14 protein-coding genes are annotated in these 16,057 nt (G+C 64.7%); 3 read left to right on the forward strand and 11 right to left on the reverse strand.

Translation table 11 applies throughout. The annotated features are described in order from the left end of the window. Positions 1–32: 32 nt before the first annotated feature. The gene (gene rpsI / locus ACZ5AC_RS00390) at positions 33–425 is read right to left on the reverse strand and encodes a 30S ribosomal protein S9 (RefSeq protein WP_464248994.1); all 393 of its coding nucleotides are present in this window, start codon (positions 423–425) and stop codon (positions 33–35) included. A gap of 18 nt (positions 426–443) precedes the next feature. Then, complete coding sequence (gene rplM / locus ACZ5AC_RS00395; protein ID WP_464248995.1) at positions 444–872, reverse strand: 50S ribosomal protein L13; 429 nt, start codon at positions 870–872, stop codon at positions 444–446. A 244-nt stretch (positions 873–1,116) separates the two neighbouring features. On the opposite strand from rplM, the gene ACZ5AC_RS00400 reads away from it, so the two are divergent. The 3 genes from ACZ5AC_RS00400 to ACZ5AC_RS00410 all read left to right on the forward strand — a co-directional run bounded on the left by ACZ5AC_RS00400 (position 1,117) and on the right by ACZ5AC_RS00410 (position 5,898). Then, a complete protein-coding gene (locus ACZ5AC_RS00400) occupies positions 1,117–2,367 on the forward strand; it encodes an HD domain-containing protein (protein WP_464248996.1) in 1,251 nt (416 codons plus the stop codon). A gap of 54 nt (positions 2,368–2,421) precedes the next feature. Continuing rightward, positions 2,422–2,898: a CBS domain-containing protein gene (locus tag ACZ5AC_RS00405; protein ID WP_464248997.1), complete on the forward strand. Its 477-nt coding sequence runs from the start codon at positions 2,422–2,424 to the stop codon at positions 2,896–2,898. Between the two features lie 171 nt (positions 2,899–3,069). Further along, positions 3,070–5,898 (forward strand): PAS domain-containing sensor histidine kinase, encoded by a 2,829-nt coding sequence (locus ACZ5AC_RS00410; RefSeq protein ID WP_464248998.1) that lies wholly within the window; start codon positions 3,070–3,072, stop codon positions 5,896–5,898. Between the two features lie 119 nt (positions 5,899–6,017). Here the strand turns inward: ACZ5AC_RS00410 and lon are convergent, their stop codons facing one another. The 9 genes from lon to ACZ5AC_RS00455 all read right to left on the reverse strand — a co-directional run bounded on the left by lon (position 6,018) and on the right by ACZ5AC_RS00455 (position 16,055). Continuing rightward, positions 6,018–8,432: an endopeptidase La gene (gene lon / locus ACZ5AC_RS00415; protein ID WP_464248999.1), complete on the reverse strand. Its 2,415-nt coding sequence runs from the start codon at positions 8,430–8,432 to the stop codon at positions 6,018–6,020. Positions 8,433–8,559: 127 nt separating this feature from the next. Next, on the reverse strand, positions 8,560–9,240 hold the full coding sequence (radC, locus tag ACZ5AC_RS00420) for a RadC family protein (RefSeq protein ID WP_464250637.1): 681 nt from the start codon (positions 9,238–9,240) through the stop codon (positions 8,560–8,562). Then, positions 9,237–10,190, reverse strand: coding sequence for a DNA polymerase III subunit delta (locus tag ACZ5AC_RS00425; protein ID WP_464249000.1), 954 nt, complete (start codon positions 10,188–10,190; stop codon positions 9,237–9,239). The genes radC and ACZ5AC_RS00425 overlap by 4 nt, the downstream gene beginning before the upstream one ends. Before the next feature lie 7 nt (positions 10,191–10,197). After that, complete coding sequence (gene lptE, locus ACZ5AC_RS00430) at positions 10,198–10,701, reverse strand: LPS assembly lipoprotein LptE (RefSeq protein WP_464249001.1); 504 nt, start codon at positions 10,699–10,701, stop codon at positions 10,198–10,200. After that, positions 10,685–13,174, reverse strand: coding sequence for a leucine--tRNA ligase (gene leuS / locus ACZ5AC_RS00435; RefSeq protein ID WP_464249002.1), 2,490 nt, complete (start codon positions 13,172–13,174; stop codon positions 10,685–10,687). Before leuS ends, lptE begins: the two co-directional genes overlap by 17 nt. A 33-nt stretch (positions 13,175–13,207) precedes the next feature. Beyond that, complete coding sequence (nusB, locus tag ACZ5AC_RS00440) at positions 13,208–13,642, reverse strand: transcription antitermination factor NusB (RefSeq protein WP_464249003.1); 435 nt, start codon at positions 13,640–13,642, stop codon at positions 13,208–13,210. A 17-nt stretch (positions 13,643–13,659) separates the two neighbouring features. Then, positions 13,660–14,130, reverse strand: a complete 471-nt coding sequence (ribH, locus tag ACZ5AC_RS00445) for a 6,7-dimethyl-8-ribityllumazine synthase (RefSeq protein WP_028577133.1) — start codon at positions 14,128–14,130, stop codon at positions 13,660–13,662. A 19-nt stretch (positions 14,131–14,149) separates the two neighbouring features. Next, complete coding sequence (locus tag ACZ5AC_RS00450; RefSeq protein ID WP_464249004.1) at positions 14,150–15,364, reverse strand: bifunctional 3,4-dihydroxy-2-butanone-4-phosphate synthase/GTP cyclohydrolase II; 1,215 nt, start codon at positions 15,362–15,364, stop codon at positions 14,150–14,152. Positions 15,365–15,398: 34 nt separating this feature from the next. Beyond that, a complete protein-coding gene (locus tag ACZ5AC_RS00455; RefSeq protein ID WP_464249005.1) occupies positions 15,399–16,055 on the reverse strand; it encodes a riboflavin synthase in 657 nt (218 codons plus the stop codon). Positions 16,056–16,057: the final 2 nt, after the last annotated feature.

Raw genomic sequence — 16,057 nt, forward strand, 5'->3', positions numbered from 1 at the left:
TCTGCCCCGGAATGTTCGAAAACAAGAGGCGATTAACGCTTGGAGTACTGGAACCTGGCGCGGGCTGCGCGCTGACCGTACTTCTTTCTTTCCTTGACGCGGGAGTCGCGGGTCAGGAAGCCGGCGCGCTTCAGGACGCCGCGCATTTCCGGATCGAACTCCAGCAGGGCGCGGCTGATGCCGTGGCGCACGGCCTGGGCCTGGCCGGAAAGGCCGCCGCCGGTGACGCGGCAGGCGATGTTGAACTTTTCAAGGGTCTTGGTCAGCTTGAGGGGCTGACGGATGATCATCTGCAGCGTGGCGCGGGGGAAGTAGTCGGCCAGCTCGCGTCCGTTGACGGTGATGGTTCCGGTGCCCTTGTACAATCTGGTCCGGGAGACGGAAGTCTTTCTTTTGCCGGTACCGTAGAAGAAATCTTGGCTCATAATCCTCTCCATCCCTGCTTAGATGTCCAGCACTTCAGGCTGCTGGGCCTGGTGGGGGTGTTCCGTGCCGGAGTACACTTTCAGTTTCTTGATCAGCTGGTAGCCCAGGGCGCTCTTGGGGAGCATGCCGCGGACCGCCTTGTGGATGACCGTTTCGGGGCTCTTGCCCATCATTTCTTCCAGGGTGGTCTCCTTGAGGCCGCCCACGTAGCCGGTGTGACGGTAGTACACCTTCTGGGAGGGCTTCTGCCCGGTCACTTTGATCTTGTCCGCGTTGATGACAATGATGAAATCGCCGTTATCCATGTGCGGCGCGAACTCGGCCTTGTGCTTTCCGCGGAGGCGGGTGGCTATTTCCGTTGCAAGACGGCCCAGGACCTTGTCCTTGGCGTCGACAAGGTACCATTTGTGGGTCAGTTCGCTTGCTTTGGGGCTGTAGGTCTTCATTTCTGTGGCTCCTGCCGGTAAAACCCGTGTCGTTGCGGGTGCTTTCAACCTTGAAATCGGTGGTAACGTGCACAAATGGTTGTGCTTTACCCCTCTAACCGCTACAACGTAACGAAACAATGCTTGTGGGATAAGGAACGAATCAGCTATCTGTCCTGGGCCCGCTTGTAAAGTATTTTTCGCAGGATTTCGAAGAAAATTTTTCACCCGCCGGGACGGTCCCGGCAACACCCGGAGGTCGATGGTGGCCAGCATACGCAAGGGCCTGCTTCAGCTCGTTTTTTCCGGTAGCTTCATGAAGCGCTGGAACGACAAGATGCGTCCCATGGAGCTTGTGGAGGTGGACAAGCAGGCCCACAAGATGATCGCGGCCTGGCTCCTGTTCGAGCTCAACTCCCAGGGCATGTCGCCCGAGGAGAAGTCGGCCCTGGGCGAGGACATCGTCCGCGGCGGCATCTTCGACTACCTCTACCGGCTGGTCATCACCGACATCAAGCCTCCCATCTTCTACCAGATCAAGGCCAACCCGGCCCACTACGAAAAGCTCACGGCCTGGGTCCTGAACGAACTCCAGCCCAGGGTCCAGCCCTTGGGCAAGGATTTCTGGGAGGCCATGGGGACCCATTTCGAGCGCCAGGTGCGCCGCGACGAGAGCCTGGCCTCGCGCATCCTGGACGCGGCCCATCTCTTCGCCAGCCGCTGGGAGTTCCACCTCATCCGCGACCTGAACCAGTGGGACGAGGAGATGGACGAGATCGAGGAGAACTTCCGCCAGGGCCTCGAAGCCCACCTCGACCTGGCCGGAGTGCGCCAGCTCCTGGAGGGGCCCGGGACCAGGCTCGGCAAGTTCGCCTTCATGTGCGGGCGCCTGCGGTTCCAGAAGCGCTGGTCCCAGACGCCGCGCATCCCCGAGACGTCGGTCCTGGGGCACATGTTCATCGTGGCCTGCCTGGCCTATTTCTTCAGCATCGCCGTGGGCGCCTGCCCGGTGCGGCGGCACAACAACTTCTACGCCGGCCTCTTTCACGACATCCCGGAGCTCCTGACCCGCGACATCATCTCGCCGGTCAAGAGTTCGGTGCAGGGCATCGGCGATCTGATCCGCGAATACGAGGGCAGGGAAATCGAGCATCGCCTCTTTTCCATCCTGGACCGTTCGGTGTATGCCGACCTCGTGGCGCGGCTCTCGTATTTCCTGGGCATCGAGGTCGGCTCCGAGTTCGAGGCCACCATCCTGCAAGACGGCGCGGCGCGCATCGTCAGCTGGGAGCAGCTCCAGGGGGTGTACAACGAGGACCGGTTCTGCCCCAAGGACGGGCGCATGCTCAAGATCTGCGACCACCTGGCGGCCTTTCTCGAAGCCTACACCGCGCTGTCCAACGGCATAACCAACGCGCATCTGCAGCAGGCTTCCTGGCGGATCAGGAACCTCTACCAGAACCAGTCCCTGACCGACGAGCTGCACATCGGGGCGCTGCTGGCCGATTTCGACTAAGGACACCACAGGGGCGGACCCTGTTTTTCCACATACTCAACACGGGAGTTCATCATGCTGGTTCGCAAGAGGGTCTGGGATATCATGCGGTCGGATTTCGCCGTCGTGCGCGAGGACGCGAGCCTGTCCGAAGCCATCGGCGCCCTGCGGGACATCCGCGGCAGGCAGCCCGACGGCAGCTTCGTGCTGGTTTTTTCCAAGAGCGAGAAGTTCATGGGCATCCTGTCCATGTGGAACCTGATCCAGGGAATCGGGCCGTGCCTGCTCAAGGGCTCGGTCCTGGACGGCAACGAGGTGGACTGGGACCGGGCGTTCTCCATCGCCTGCCGCAGCTGCGCCCAAGTCCGCATCACCGACTGCCTGCAGCACGACATCCCCATGCTCAAGCCCAACGACCCCCTGGCCAGGGTGCTTGAGGTCTTCCTCGACTACCGCCGCGGTCGGGCCGTGGTGGAGGAGGGCGGGCGCATCATCGGCGTGGTCTGTCTGGCCGATCTCTTCAAGGAGATTTCCGATTCGCTCATCCCGTAAACCGGCAGAGGGGAGGGGGCCGGAAAGGTTTTCCTCTTTCCGGCCGCTTCGTGCTGCGGATTGCGTTTCGCAAGGGGCGCAACTCTAGTCAGCATGGGTTGGGCCGAAACATCATTTCGTGTCGCCCGACCTTTCAACTCAGCCATGCCTGGCGGCGTAGGGGGCTTGTCCATGGCGATCGGGATTCCAGTCCTTCTCGGGTTTGCGAGCCTTTCGGTTGCGCTGGCCGCCGTCGTGGTCTGGAACCTTCGCCTGCGCGGAAAGGTCCGGGCCAAGACCGCGGAACTGGAGGCGTCCCTGCGGGCGTCGGTCGAGAGGGAGGACAACTACCGCCTTCTCGTCGAACACCAGACCGACCTCGTGGTCAAGGTCGATTCCGAGGGGCGCTTCCTGTACGTCAGCCCGACCTACTGCCGCGTATTCGGCCGCAGCGAGGAGGAATTGCTGGGTCGGGCGTTCATGCCCCTGGTCCACGAAGACGACCGTCAATCCACCCGGGAGGCCATGCAAGCCCTCCTCGTCCCGCCGCACACGGCCTACCTGGAGCAGCGCGCCATGACCGTGGACGGCTGGCGTTGGTTCGCCTGGAACGACTCCGCCGTCCTCGGGCCTGACGGGAAGATCCGGGAAATCATCGGCGTCGGTCGGGACATAACCGAGCGCAAGGAGGCCGAGGAACTGCTCCGCCTGAGCGAGGAGCGCTTCGCCAAGGCCTTCCATTCCAGCCCCGCCCCCCTGGTCATCTCCGACATCGAGAGCGGCCGTTTCATCGACGTCAACGCGCGCTGGGTCGAGATGCTCGGCTTCGCCAAGGAGGAGCAGATCGGCCGGACCTCCAAGGAGGTCGGCATCTGGGCCGACCCGGCCCAGCGGGACAATGCGATCGCGCTCATCCGCAGCCAGGGGCATTTCAAGGAATTCCCCATCGAGTTCATGACCAGGGACGGACAGATCCGTTCGGCGCTCTGGTCCGCGGAGGTCATCAGCCTCCAGGGGCGCGAGGTCATGCTCTCGCTCCTCTTCGACTACACCGGGCGCAAGCGGACCGAAGAGGCCCTGCGCGAGAGCGAGAGCCGCTACCGCTCGGTGGTGGACAACATCCAGGACGTCTTCTACCGCACCGACGCCGCCGGGCTGCTGGTCATGGTCAGCCCCTCGGGAGCGCGTCTGCTCGGGTATGACAGCCCTGACGAGATGTTCGGCCGTCCCAACGAGACTTTCTGGTACGATCCGGTGAAGAGGGCCGAATTTCTGGGGCTCATCCGGACCCATGGCCGGGTCTCGGATTACGAGGTGACCCTGAAGCGCAGGGACGGCCGCCCCGTCCTCGTGGCCACTTCGTCGGGCCTGTATTTCGACGCTCAGGGGAACGCCCTCGGGGTGGAGGGGATTTTTCGCGACATCGCCGAACGCAAAAGGGCGGAGGAGGCCCTGCGCGTCTCGGAGGAAAGGTTCCGCAGCATCGTCGAGGCCTCGCCCATGGGCATGCATTTCTACCGACTTGACGAGGGCGGACGGCTCATCCTGGACGGGGCGAACCCGTCCGCGGACACCATGCTGGGCATCGACCACGCCTCGCTGGCCGGGCTGGCCATTGAGGAAGCGTTCCCCGGCCTGGCCGGCACGGACATTCCCGAGATGTATCGTCGCGTGGCCAGGGGGGAGTTCGAATCCCAGTTTTTCGAGACGGCCTACGATGACGGCCGCATCTGCGGATTCTACTCGGTCACGGTCTTTCGCATCGGGACCGACGCCGTGGCCACGGCGTACCTCGACATCACCGACCGGCGCCGGTCCGAAGAGCTGCTGCGCCAGTCCGAGGAAAAATTCTCGCAGCTCTTCAGGCTGTCCCCCTACGCCATATCCCTCTCGGACCCGGAGAGCGGACTCATCGTCGACGTCAACGACGCCTTCGTCCAGCTTTCGGGCTATGCACGAGACGAACTCTTAGGCCGGACTTCGCTGGAGCTGGGCCTCATCGTCGACCCTTCGAAGAGGGCCGGGATGGTCGAAAGGCTGCAAAAAACCGGACAGGGCGGCAGCGTCGAGATGGAAGTGCGGTGCAAGGACGGCTCCCTGATACCGTGCAGCGTCTCGTGCCAGTTCGTGACCATCGACCGGCGGAGTTTCATGCTGTCCGTGACTCGCGACCTCACGGAAACCCGGCGCATGCAGGAGATCATGATCCAGACCGAGAAGATGGTTTCCGTGGGGGGCATCGCCGCCGGCATCGCCCACGAGATCAACAACCCCCTGGGCATCATCGTGCAGTCCGCCCAGAACCTGGTGCTGCGGACGCGGCCCGACTTCCGGCGGAACATCGAGGTGGCCGAGGGCATCGGCCTGGACATGGCCCTGCTCGAAAAATACATGTCGGAGCGCAAGATCCTGTCCTTCGTGGTCGACATGCAGGCCGCGGCCGTCAGGGCCGCGGACATCATCCGGCATATGCTCGATTTCAGCCGCCGCAGCGAATCAAGGCGCACCGCATGTTCCGTGGATGTCCTGGTCGAGCGTGCCGTGGAGTTGGCCAGGAGCGATTACGATCTCAAGAAAAGCTATGATTTCAGGAAAATCGAGATCGTTCGGGAGTTTGCCGACGGGCTGCGGCAAGTTCACTGCACCGAAACCGAAATCGAGCAGGTACTGCTGAATCTCCTGCGCAACGCGGCCCAGGCCATGGCCACGTCCGAACCCGCCGAATGCCCGCGCATCGTCATCCGTGCTGCCAACGTCGAGAGCGGGGTGCGCATTGAGGTGGAGGACAACGGTCCGGGCATGGCCCCGGCGGTGCAGCGACGCATCTTCGAGCCCTTCTACACCACCAAGCCCCCCGGCGTCGGCACGGGCCTGGGCCTTTCGGTCTCCTACTTCATCGTCACCCGCGGACACGGCGGCAGGATGTGGGTCGAGTCAGAGCCCGGAGCAGGAGCGAAATTCATCGTGGAACTGCCGTGCGACGCGGCTGCCGCAACGGGCGGGGACCGTCCCGGAGCGTGAGTCGCCGCCCCTCGGGACACGGGTCCCGGAGGTGTTCGGTTCCGGAGCCCGCACCAAACGAGAATCCCCCGGAACGCCCATGCGTTCCGGGGGATTTTATGCATTGAAGCGAATCGTGTTCAGGACGGCTTGCCCGAACGCACCTCGGGCCAGATCTCGTCGATGGTCTCGATGGTCCTGACCGTGAGGCGCTTTCTGAGCTCCTTGGGGATCTCGTCCAGGTCGTGGGCGTTGCGGGCCGGGATAAGGACCTTGCTCACGCCGTGGCTGACCGCGGCCAGGATCTTCTCCTTGATGCCGCCCACGGGCATGACCCGGCCGCGCAGGGTGATCTCGCCCGTCATGGCCACGTCCGAGGCGATGGGCTCGTTGGTGATGGCCGACATGAGGGCCGTGACCAGGGTCACGCCGGCCGACGGGCCGTCCTTGGGCGTGGCGCCTGCCGGGACGTGGATGTGGATGTCATGGGTGTCGAAGAAGTCATCGCCGATGCCCAGCATCGCGCTCTTGCTGCGCGCGTAGCTGAGCGCCGCCTGGGCGCTCTCCTTCATCACGTCCCCGAGCTTGCCCGTCAGGATGAGCTTGCCCTTGCCCGGCAGGAGGCTGCACTCGATGTGCAGGATCTCGCCGCCGTACGGGGTCCAGGCCAGGCCCAGGGCCACGCCGGGGGGCATGGCGCTCTCGCGTTCCTCGTCCATGAACTTGGGCTGGCCCAGCAGCTTGACCAGGGACGCGCTCGTCACCCGGAAGGGGCCCTTCTTTCCTTCGGCCACCCGGCGGGCGTACTTGCGGCAGACGGAGCCGATCTCGCGCTCCAGGTTGCGCAGGCCCGCCTCGCGCGTGTAGCCCCGGATGATCTCGGCCAGCACGGCGTCGGAGATGACCAGGGTCTCATCCGTGAGGCCGTTCTCCTTGACCTGGCGGGTCAGGAGGTAGCGGCGGGCGATGACGATCTTTTCCTGCTCCGTGTAGCCGGGGATGCGGATGACCTCCATGCGGTCCAGCAGGGCCGAGGGGATGGTGTCCAGCATGTTGGCCGTGCAGATGAACATGACCTTGGACAGGTCGTAGGGCACGTTCAGGTAGTGGTCCGTGAAGGAGTTGTTCTGCTCCGGGTCCAGCACCTCCAGCAGCGCCGAGGACGGGTCGCCGCGGAAATCGCTGCCGAGCTTGTCGATCTCGTCGAGCATGATGACCGGGTTCACGGTCCCCGCGTCCTTCATGGACTGGATGATGCGCCCGGGCATGGCCCCGATGTAGGTCCTCCGGTGGCCGCGAATCTCGGCCTCGTCGCGCATGCCGCCCAGGGACATGCGCACGAACTTGCGGCCCAGGGACCTGGCGATGGATTTTCCGAGCGACGTCTTGCCCACGCCGGGAGGGCCGACGAAGCAGAGGATCGGGCCCTTCATGGTCGGGTTGAGTTTACGCACGCTCAGGTATTCGAGGATGCGCTCCTTGACCTTCTCCAGGTTGTAGTGGTCCTCGTGCAGGATTCTGGCCGCCTCCTTGATGTCGAGGCGGTCCTTGGAAACCTTCTTCCAGGGCAGGTCGATGATCCAGTCGATGTAGGTGCGCAGGATGGTCGCCTCGGAGCTGTCCGGGTGCATGGACTCCAGGCGCGAGAGCTGCTTGTCGGCCTCCTTCTTGACCTTCTTGGGCAGGCCCAGGGCGTTGAGGGTCTTTCTCAGCTCCTCCATCTCCTCGCCCTCGCCGCCCTTGTCGCCCAGCTCGCGTCGGATGGCCTTCAACTGTTCGCGCAGGAAGTATTCGCGCTGGGCCTTGTCCATGCCCTCCTTGGCCATGCTCTGGATCTTGGCCTGCATGGAGGCCACCTCGACCTCCTTGACCAGTTGCGAGTTGACCAGGTTCAGGCGCTCGATGGGGTCGTGGCTCTCCAGAATGCGCTGGGCCTCTGAGGACTTCATGCGCAGGTTGGAGGCCACCAGATCGGCCAGGCGGCCGTGCTCGTTCACGGCATTGAGCACGTTCATGATCTCGGCCGCGTCGATGCCGCGCAGGGTCAGGATCTTCTCGCTCTGCTCCTTGACCGAGCGCAGCAGCGCCTCCTCCTCGGGGCCCGGGTTCTCGACCACGAGCTCATCGATGGTCTCGATGCGGACCTTGTCGTAGGGATCGTGCTGCACGAAGTCGAGGATGCGCGCCCGGGTCAGGCCCTGGACCAGGACTTTGAGCCGCCCGTCGGGCATCTTGAGCATGCGCATGATCATGGCCACGGTGCCCGTGCGGTAGAGGTCGTCGGGAGTGGGGTCGTCGACGCTCTCGTCCTTCTGGGTGCTGATGAAGATGTAACGGCTGCCGTTCAGGGCCGCGTCCACGGCCTGCACGCTTTTTTCCCGCCCGACGAACAGGGGCAGGATCATGTAATTGAAGACGACGATGTCGCGCACCGCCAGAAGCGGCATCACGGTCGGGATCTCCGCCTCCTGGGCTGCGCTGTCGGCGCTGGCTGTATCGGAATTTTCACCCTGAATTTCTTCATTTTCGGGGGAAAAAGTTTTTTCGTCGCTCACTGTGGTCTCCTCGTGGGGTTGTAATCGCGAAATTTCGGCCGCGAAAAACGAATTCAGTCAACTATAAGGCCAATCGATCCTCAGGCAAGCGGAAAAATGGGATTTCGGCCCCTTGAGGCCAAAAAAATCAGATCAGGCCGAGGGCGCGGAAGCTGGAACAGCTGCGGCCGGTGACGATGATGTGGTCCAGCAGACGCAGGCCCAGGTCCGTGGCCAGACGGCCGACGGTTTCGGTCAGGTTGCGGTCCTGGCGGGACGGGGTCGGGTCGCCGCCGGGGTGGTTGTGGACGAGGATGAGGCCGCTGGCATGGTGGCGCAGGGCAAGTTCGAGAATTTCGCGCGGGTAGGCCGCGGTCTGATCCACTGTGCCCCGGAAGACGCGTTCGAAGCGGATGAGGCGGTTCTGGTTGTCCACGAGGATGACCCAGAACTCCTCCTTGGTCAGATGCCCCAGGCGCGAGCAGACCATGTCGCGGACCTGGTCGGGCGAGGAGAACTTCTCCCTGACGGCCAGAGGGCGGCAGGCCGCACGGGCGGAGCATTCGCGCAGGGTGCGCCAGAGGGAGGCCGCGGCCTCGCCCAGGCCGGGCACTTCGGCCAGGTGGTCCGGGTCGGCATGCAGGGCGTCGGCCAGGGACCCGAAGCGCGTGATCATGTCCTTGGCGATGGGTTTGGTGTCCCTGCGGGGCAGGACGTGGGTCAGGAGGAGTTCGAGGAGTTCGTAGTCGGACAGGGCCCGCGGGTCGGCGGCCAGGCGCTCGCGCAGGCGCCGGCGGTGGCCGTGGTAGTGGGCCGGCGCCTCCCTCACCACAGGCGGGCCGCGTCCTTGACGAGGTTTTCCATGACCTGGGCGGGTCTCAGCCGCCCGGTCTTGATGTCCGTGTCGGCCTTCAGGACCAGATCCCAGAAGCGGCTGATGCGAACGGGGCCGAGGCGTTTGGCCAGGTTCGCCTTTTCGGCCTTGAGGCTCGGGTAGAGCTGCACCTTGCCGTCATCGCCGTGCAGGAGCTGCCAGAGCATGCGCGCCTCGCGCAGCATGAGGGAGGATACGGGGAAGACCATGTCGCCGCTGGCCATGGCCGGGTCGTTCATGAGCCGGTCCCAGGCCTGGCGTCGGCCCTGCGGGCTCTGCAGGGAGCGCAGGAAGGAGAAGAGGTCGAAGGGGTCGTCGGAGCCGAGGACTGTCAGGTGTTCGGGCTGGATGGCCTTTGCATCGCCGGCCAGGAGAAGGATCTTTTCGAGTTCGTTTCGCAGGGCGATGGTCGTCAGGGGCAGGGACTCGGCCAGGGTCTTTTTCACGCCCGGCGCGAAAGTCAGGCCGTGCCGGGCCGCGAAGCGGTCCAGTTCATGGCCGATGTTCGAGCGGGTCAGGCCGGGGTGCTCCCAGACCCAGCCGCGCTTCTGGGCCGCGGCCCAGTACTTGCCCTTGGTCACGGCCTTGGCCGTTTTGGGCTTGCCCTTGTCCCACTCGGCTTCGAGGCAGAAGATGGGCCAGACCGAGGGCCTGGCCATGGCCAGCAGCGGTTCGATCCGGCCCCAGAACTCGTCGGGCTGCTCCTGGGCGCGGCGCAGGATCACGGCGTTGGGCGGCCCCATCATGGAGGGCACCGTCAGGGTCTGCCAGTAGCGGTCGGTCAGGTCCTCGTCACCCCAGAATACCCGGGCCGCGAAGCCCTTGCCTTCGAGGAGCTCGTCCACCCGGTCCCGGATCAGCTCCGGGTCCGCGCAGACGAGGAAGGAGAACCCTTGTCTGTCCATGGCCCGGTCAGAACTTCTGGCTCAGCCTGTCGGCCACCATGCGCACGGCCAGGTCGATGGCGCCCTGGGTGGCGTCCTTCTTGCCGCCTGTGCCGCGATAGGATTCCGAGGCCACCACCGGCCCCGACGTCCAGATGAGGGCGCTGGTCTTCGTGCTGAAGAAACTGACCTCCATCTGGATGGTGACCCTGGACTTGAAGGTCACGTCGTCGCGTCCCTTGACCGCGTCGGAGGTTCTGTAGGAGCGCACGTCGACGTTGACCGTGGCCTCGGCCTCGTCCCGGTCGACCCATGTCACGTTGCCCCGGCTGGTCAGCTCGTCGCGCAGGCTGCTTCTGAGCATGGGTTCGAGCCAGGTTTCCGTGGTCGGGTTGGTGACCTTGGCCAGGAAGAGGCGCGTGCTGTCCTTGGGCAGGTCGATGGGCGCGTTGGCCGTGAGCTGGTACCCGCAGGCGGGCAGCAGCAGGACGACGCCCAGAAGCAGCAGGACGAACCTACCGGACCACGACATTGACCAGTTTTCCGGGGATGACGATGACTTTGACAATGTTCTTTCCCTCGATGTGACGTGCCACGTTTTGATCGTTCAGGGCCTGGGCCTGGATGTCCTCGGAGGAGGCTTCGGCCGCCACGCTGATCTGCCCGCGGAGCTTGCCGTTGACCTGCACGACCACGGTCACCTCGCTCGTCTTCAGAGCTTCGGGGTCGTGGGTCGGCCAGGGCTCCAGGGCCAGGGTCCGGGTGTAGCCCAGGCGTGCCCACAGCTCCTCGCAGATGTGCGGGGCGATGGGCGAGAGGGCCACCAGCAGGGAGGAGATGGCCGAGGACAGGAGCCTGGGGCCGTTTGCGCTGCCGCGCACCTCGTCCTTGGTCGCGTACAGGGTGTTGACCAGCTCCATCATGGCCGCGATGGCCGTGTTGAACTGGAACTTGTTCTCGATGTCGCGCTCCACGCGGCGCACGGTGTCGTGCTCCTTGCGGCGCAGCTCGGCCTCGGCCTCGGTCAGGGTGCCATCCGCGGCCGCGCAGGGGCCGACGGGCGAGAGAACTTCTTCGAGTTCGTCCACCAGGCGCCACAGGCGGCTCAGGAAGCGGCTCGAACCTTCGATGCCCTTGTCGTTCCACTCCAGGTCCTTCTCGGGGGGGGCGGCGAAGAGGCAGAACAGGCGCACGGTGTCGGCGCCGTACTTGACGATCATCTCGTCGGGGTCCACCACGTTACCCTTGGACTTGGACATCTTGGAGCCGCCGAGGAGCACCATGCCCTGGGTCAGCAGATTCTTGAAGGGCTCGTCGTGGTTCAGGTAGCCCTCGTCGCGCAGGGCCTTGACGAAGAAGCGCGAGTAGAGAAGGTGCAGAATGGCGTGCTCGATGCCGCCGATGTACTGGTCCACGGGCATCCAGTACTCCACGTCGCGCGGGTCGAAGGCCGCGTCCTCGTTGCGGGCCGAGAGGTAGCGGGCGAAATACCACGAGGACTCGACGAAGGTGTCCATGGTGTCGGTCTCGCGCCGCGCGGCCTGTCCGCACTTGGGGCAGGTCACGTTGACGAAGCTCTCGCACTCGGGCAGCGGCGAGCGGCCGTCGGGGTTGACCTTGACGTCCAGAGGCAGCTCCACGGGCAGATCCTGCACTGGCACGGGTACGATGCCGCAGGCGTCGCAGTAGATGACCGGGATGGGCGCGCCCCAGTAGCGCTGGCGGGAGATGTTCCAGTCGCGCAGGCGGTAGTTGACCGTGGGCTTGCCCAGGCCGGCCTCCGCCAGATGGTCGATGATGGCCTGCTTGGCCGCCTCGCTGTCCATGCCGTCGAACTTCGCGGAGTTGGCCATGACGCCGGGCTCGGTGTAGGCCTCGGTCATGGACGAAAGCTCCAAGGTCCCCTCGCGGGGCATGATGACGACCTGCATGGGCAGGTCGTACTTGGTGGCGAACTCGAAATCTCGCTGGTCGTGGGCCGGGACGGCCATGACCGCGCCGGTGCCGTAGCCCATGAGCACGAAGTTGGCCACGTAGATCGGCATCTCGCGGCCCGTGACGGGGTTCACGCAGTAGCGGCCCGTGAACACGCCTTCCTTCTCCAGGTCTTCGGCCGTGCGCACGATGCGGTCCATCTTGGAGATGCGCTCGACGAAGCTGCGCACCTCGGCCTCCTGCCCCGTGCCGGGGATGAGCTTTTCCACCAGCGGATGCTCGGGGGCGAGGCTCATGAAGGTCGCGCCGAAGAGGGTGTCGGGGCGGGTGGTGAAGACGGTGATGTTTTCGTCCAGATCCTTGACCTTGAAGGAAATCTCGGCGCCGACGCTCTTGCCGATCCAGTTGCGCTGCATGGTCAGGACGCGCTCGGGCCAGCCGTCGGTCAGGGTGTCCAGGGCCGAGAGGAGCTCTTCGGCGTAGTCGGTGATGCGCAGGAACCACTGGGACAGCTCCTTCTGCTGCACCTCGGAGTCGCAGCGCCAGCACAGGCCTTCCTCGACCTGCTCGTTGGCCAGGACCGTGTGGCAGCTCGGGCACCAGTTGACCGGGGCCTTCTTGCGGTACGCCAGGCCCTTTTCCAGGAACTTGAGGAAGAACTCCTGCTCGAAGCGGTAGTACTTCGGGTGGCAGGTGGCGATTTCACGTTCCCAGTCATAGGAATAGCCGAGGCGTTTCAGCTGGGAGCGCATGTAGGCGATGTTCTCGTAGGTCCACTTGGCCGGGTGCGTGTTGTTCTTGATGGCCGCGTTCTCGGCGGGCAGGCCGAAGGCGTCCCAGCCCATGGGGTGGAACACGTCGAAGCCCTGCATGCGCTTGTAGCGGGCCACCACGTCGCCGATGGAGTAGTTGCGCACGTGCCCCATGTGGATGCGCCCCGAAGGGTAGGGGAACATCTCCAGGACGTAGTACTTCCTGCCGTCGCGGGTCTCGCTGGTCCGGAAACAGGCCTGGTCCTCCCAGGCCTTCTGCCATTTTTCCTCGATGTCCTTGAAATCGTAGTGCCTCATGCTGTCCTCAGGATGTCGTGTGTCCGGACTGTATTATTCTCTGTCCCGCTCGGCGTCCTTGGCCGCAGCGTCCAGGACGCCGTTGACGAAGGTCTTGGAGTTGTCGTCCCCGAAGTCCTTGGCCAGCTCGATGGCCTCGTTCATGGCCACCTTGAAGGGGATGTCGGGGGTGAAGAGCATCTCGAAGAGCGAGAGCCGCAGGATGGTCAGTTCGACCTTGGCGATGCGGTTCAGCTTCCAGTGCTGGGAATGCCGGGTGATGATCTCGTCAATGGCCGCGCGGTTGTCAAAGACCCCCTGCACCAGGGTCCAGGCGTAGGAGTCCTCGCGCTCGATGTCGAACTCCTCCTCGGCCCAGAAGTTCTCGAAGGAGCGGACGAGCTGCTCCTTGCTCATGGCCGTGGCGAAGTTCAGTGAATAGATGACCTGAAAGGCGAAGCGGCGTTGATGCCGTCTGTTGTGCGTCACGTGAATCCCCGGCCTCTCTAGAGCTGCTGCAGCACGCGCAGGGTTTCCAGGGCCGCGGCCGCGGCTTCGACGCCCTTGTTGCCGCCCTTGCTGCCGGCGCGCTCGATGGACTGCTCCAGGGTGTCCGTGGTCAGCAGGCCGAAGCCGATGGGCACGCCCGTCTCCATGGACACGTGGGCGATGCCCTTGGTGGCCTCGTTGCAGACGAAGTCGAAGTGCGGGGTCGCGCCGCGGATGACCGCGCCCACGCAGACGATGGCGTCGGCCTTGCCGCTTCTGGCCACCTTCTGGGCCACCAGCGGCATCTCGAAGGCGCCGGGCACGCGGATGATGGTCAGGTCCTCGCGGGCCGCGCCGTGGCGGACCAGGTAGTCGACGGCGCCGCCGATGAGGCGGTCCACGATGAAGTCGTTGAAGCGGCTGGCGATGATCGTGATCTTGAGATCCTGGGCCTGAAGCTGGCCCTCGATGGTCTTGATATGCAGCATGGCGTCTCCTTGTGCGAAATTATTTTTTCCCGGCGTCGAGGTGCAGTAGGTGGCCGAGCTTGGCGTACTTGGTGTGCAGGTAGCACTTGTTGTCGTCGCAGGCCGGGATCTCGATGGGCACCCGTTCCTCGACCTTCAGTCCGTAGCCTTCGAGGCCGATGATCTTCTTGGGGTTGTTGGTCATGAGGCGCATGCGCTTCACGCCGAGGTCCACCAGGATCTGGGCGCCCAGGCCGTAGTCGCGCAGGTCCGGGGCGAAGCCGAGCTCCAGGTTGGCCTCGACGGTGTCGCGGCCCTCGTCCTGCAGGTGGTAGGCCTTGATCTTGTTGCCAAGTCCGATGCCGCGGCCTTCCTGGCGCATGTAGAGGATGACGCCCGCGCCCTCGTCGTTGACCATCTCCATGGCCCGCTGCAGCTGGCTGCCGCAGTCGCAGCGCATGGACCCGAAGACGTCGCCCGTCAGGCACTCGCTGTGCACGCGCACCAGCACCGGGGTCTCCTCGTTGATCTCGCCCTTGACCAGGGCGATGTGGGTGTGGCTGTCGATGTCGTTCTCGTAGGCCACGATGGTGAACTCGCCGTAGCAGGTGGGCATGCGCGCTTCGGCCACGCGGCGGACCAGCGAGTCCTTGCGGGAGCGGTAGGCGATGAGATCGGCGATGGTCGCGATCTTCATGTCGTGCTCTTCCGCGAACTTCTTCAGGTCGGGCATGCGCGACATGGTGCCGTCGTCGTTCATGATCTCGCAGATGACGGCCGCACCCTTGAGGCCGGCCAGGCGGGCCAGGTCCACGGAGCCCTCGGTCTGTCCTGCGCGCACCAGCACCCCGCCGGGCTTGGCGCGCAGGGGGAAGATGTGGCCGGGGGTGGCCAGGTCGTCGGGGGTGGTCTCGTCGGCCACGGCCGTCTGGATGGTCAGGGCGCGGTCGTGGGCCGAGATGCCCGTGGTCACGCCCTGCTTGGCCTCGATGGACACGGTGAAGTTGGTCCCGAACTTGGAGGTGTTGCGGCGCGCCATGAGCGGCAGCTGCAGCTTGTCGACCAGGGACGGGTCCAGGGCCAGGCAGATGAGGCCGCGGCCGTACTTGGCCATGAAGTTGATGGCCTCGGGCGTGACCTTTTCGGCGGCGATGGTCAGGTCGCCCTCGTTCTCGCGGTCCTCGTCGTCGACCAGGATGATCATCTTCCCGGCCTTTATCTCGTTGATGGCCTCTTCGGCCGTGCATCTGTGCATGGTATCCTCGTGGTTGGACGCCGGACGGCTCGGATCAGAATCCGTGCTCTTTCAGGAAGTCCGGGGTGATTTTCGAAGGTTGGGGCCGGGCCGGGCTCTCGTTCCAGGGGGCGAGCATGCGCTGGACATACTTGCCGATGACGTCGGTCTCCATGTTGACCCGCCGTCCCGGAGCCCAGCCGGAGATGGTCGTCTCCCGCTGCGTGGCCGGGATGATGTTTACTTCCAAATAATCCCGACCGCAATCGTTGACTGTCAGGCTGATCCCGTCCAGGGCCACCGAGCCCTTGGGGATGACCTGGGAGGCGTAGGCTTCGGGGAAGCCCAGACGGTAGATGCGCGACTGTCCGGCCTGGCGGACGGACAGGACCTCGGCCAGGCAGTCCACGTGCCCCGAGACGATGTGGCCGCCCAGACGGTCGCCCATGGCCAGGGCGCGCTCCAGGTTGACCGAGGCGGACACGCGCAGGCCTCCGAGGTTGGTCACGGACAGGGTCTCGGCCGAGGCGTAGGCCGTGAACCAGCCCTGGCCGAAGGTTTCCACCGTCAGGCAGACGCCGTTCACGGCGATGGACTCGCCCAGGGCGTAGTCGGTCAGGGCGAAGTCGGGGCGCAGGGTGAAGCGCGTCTCGCTCCCCCCGCCGTCCACGGCCGCCACCCGGCCCAGGCCTTGAATGATGCCGGTGAACATGG

It is taken from the genome of Desulfomicrobium aestuarii (assembly GCF_055385525.1).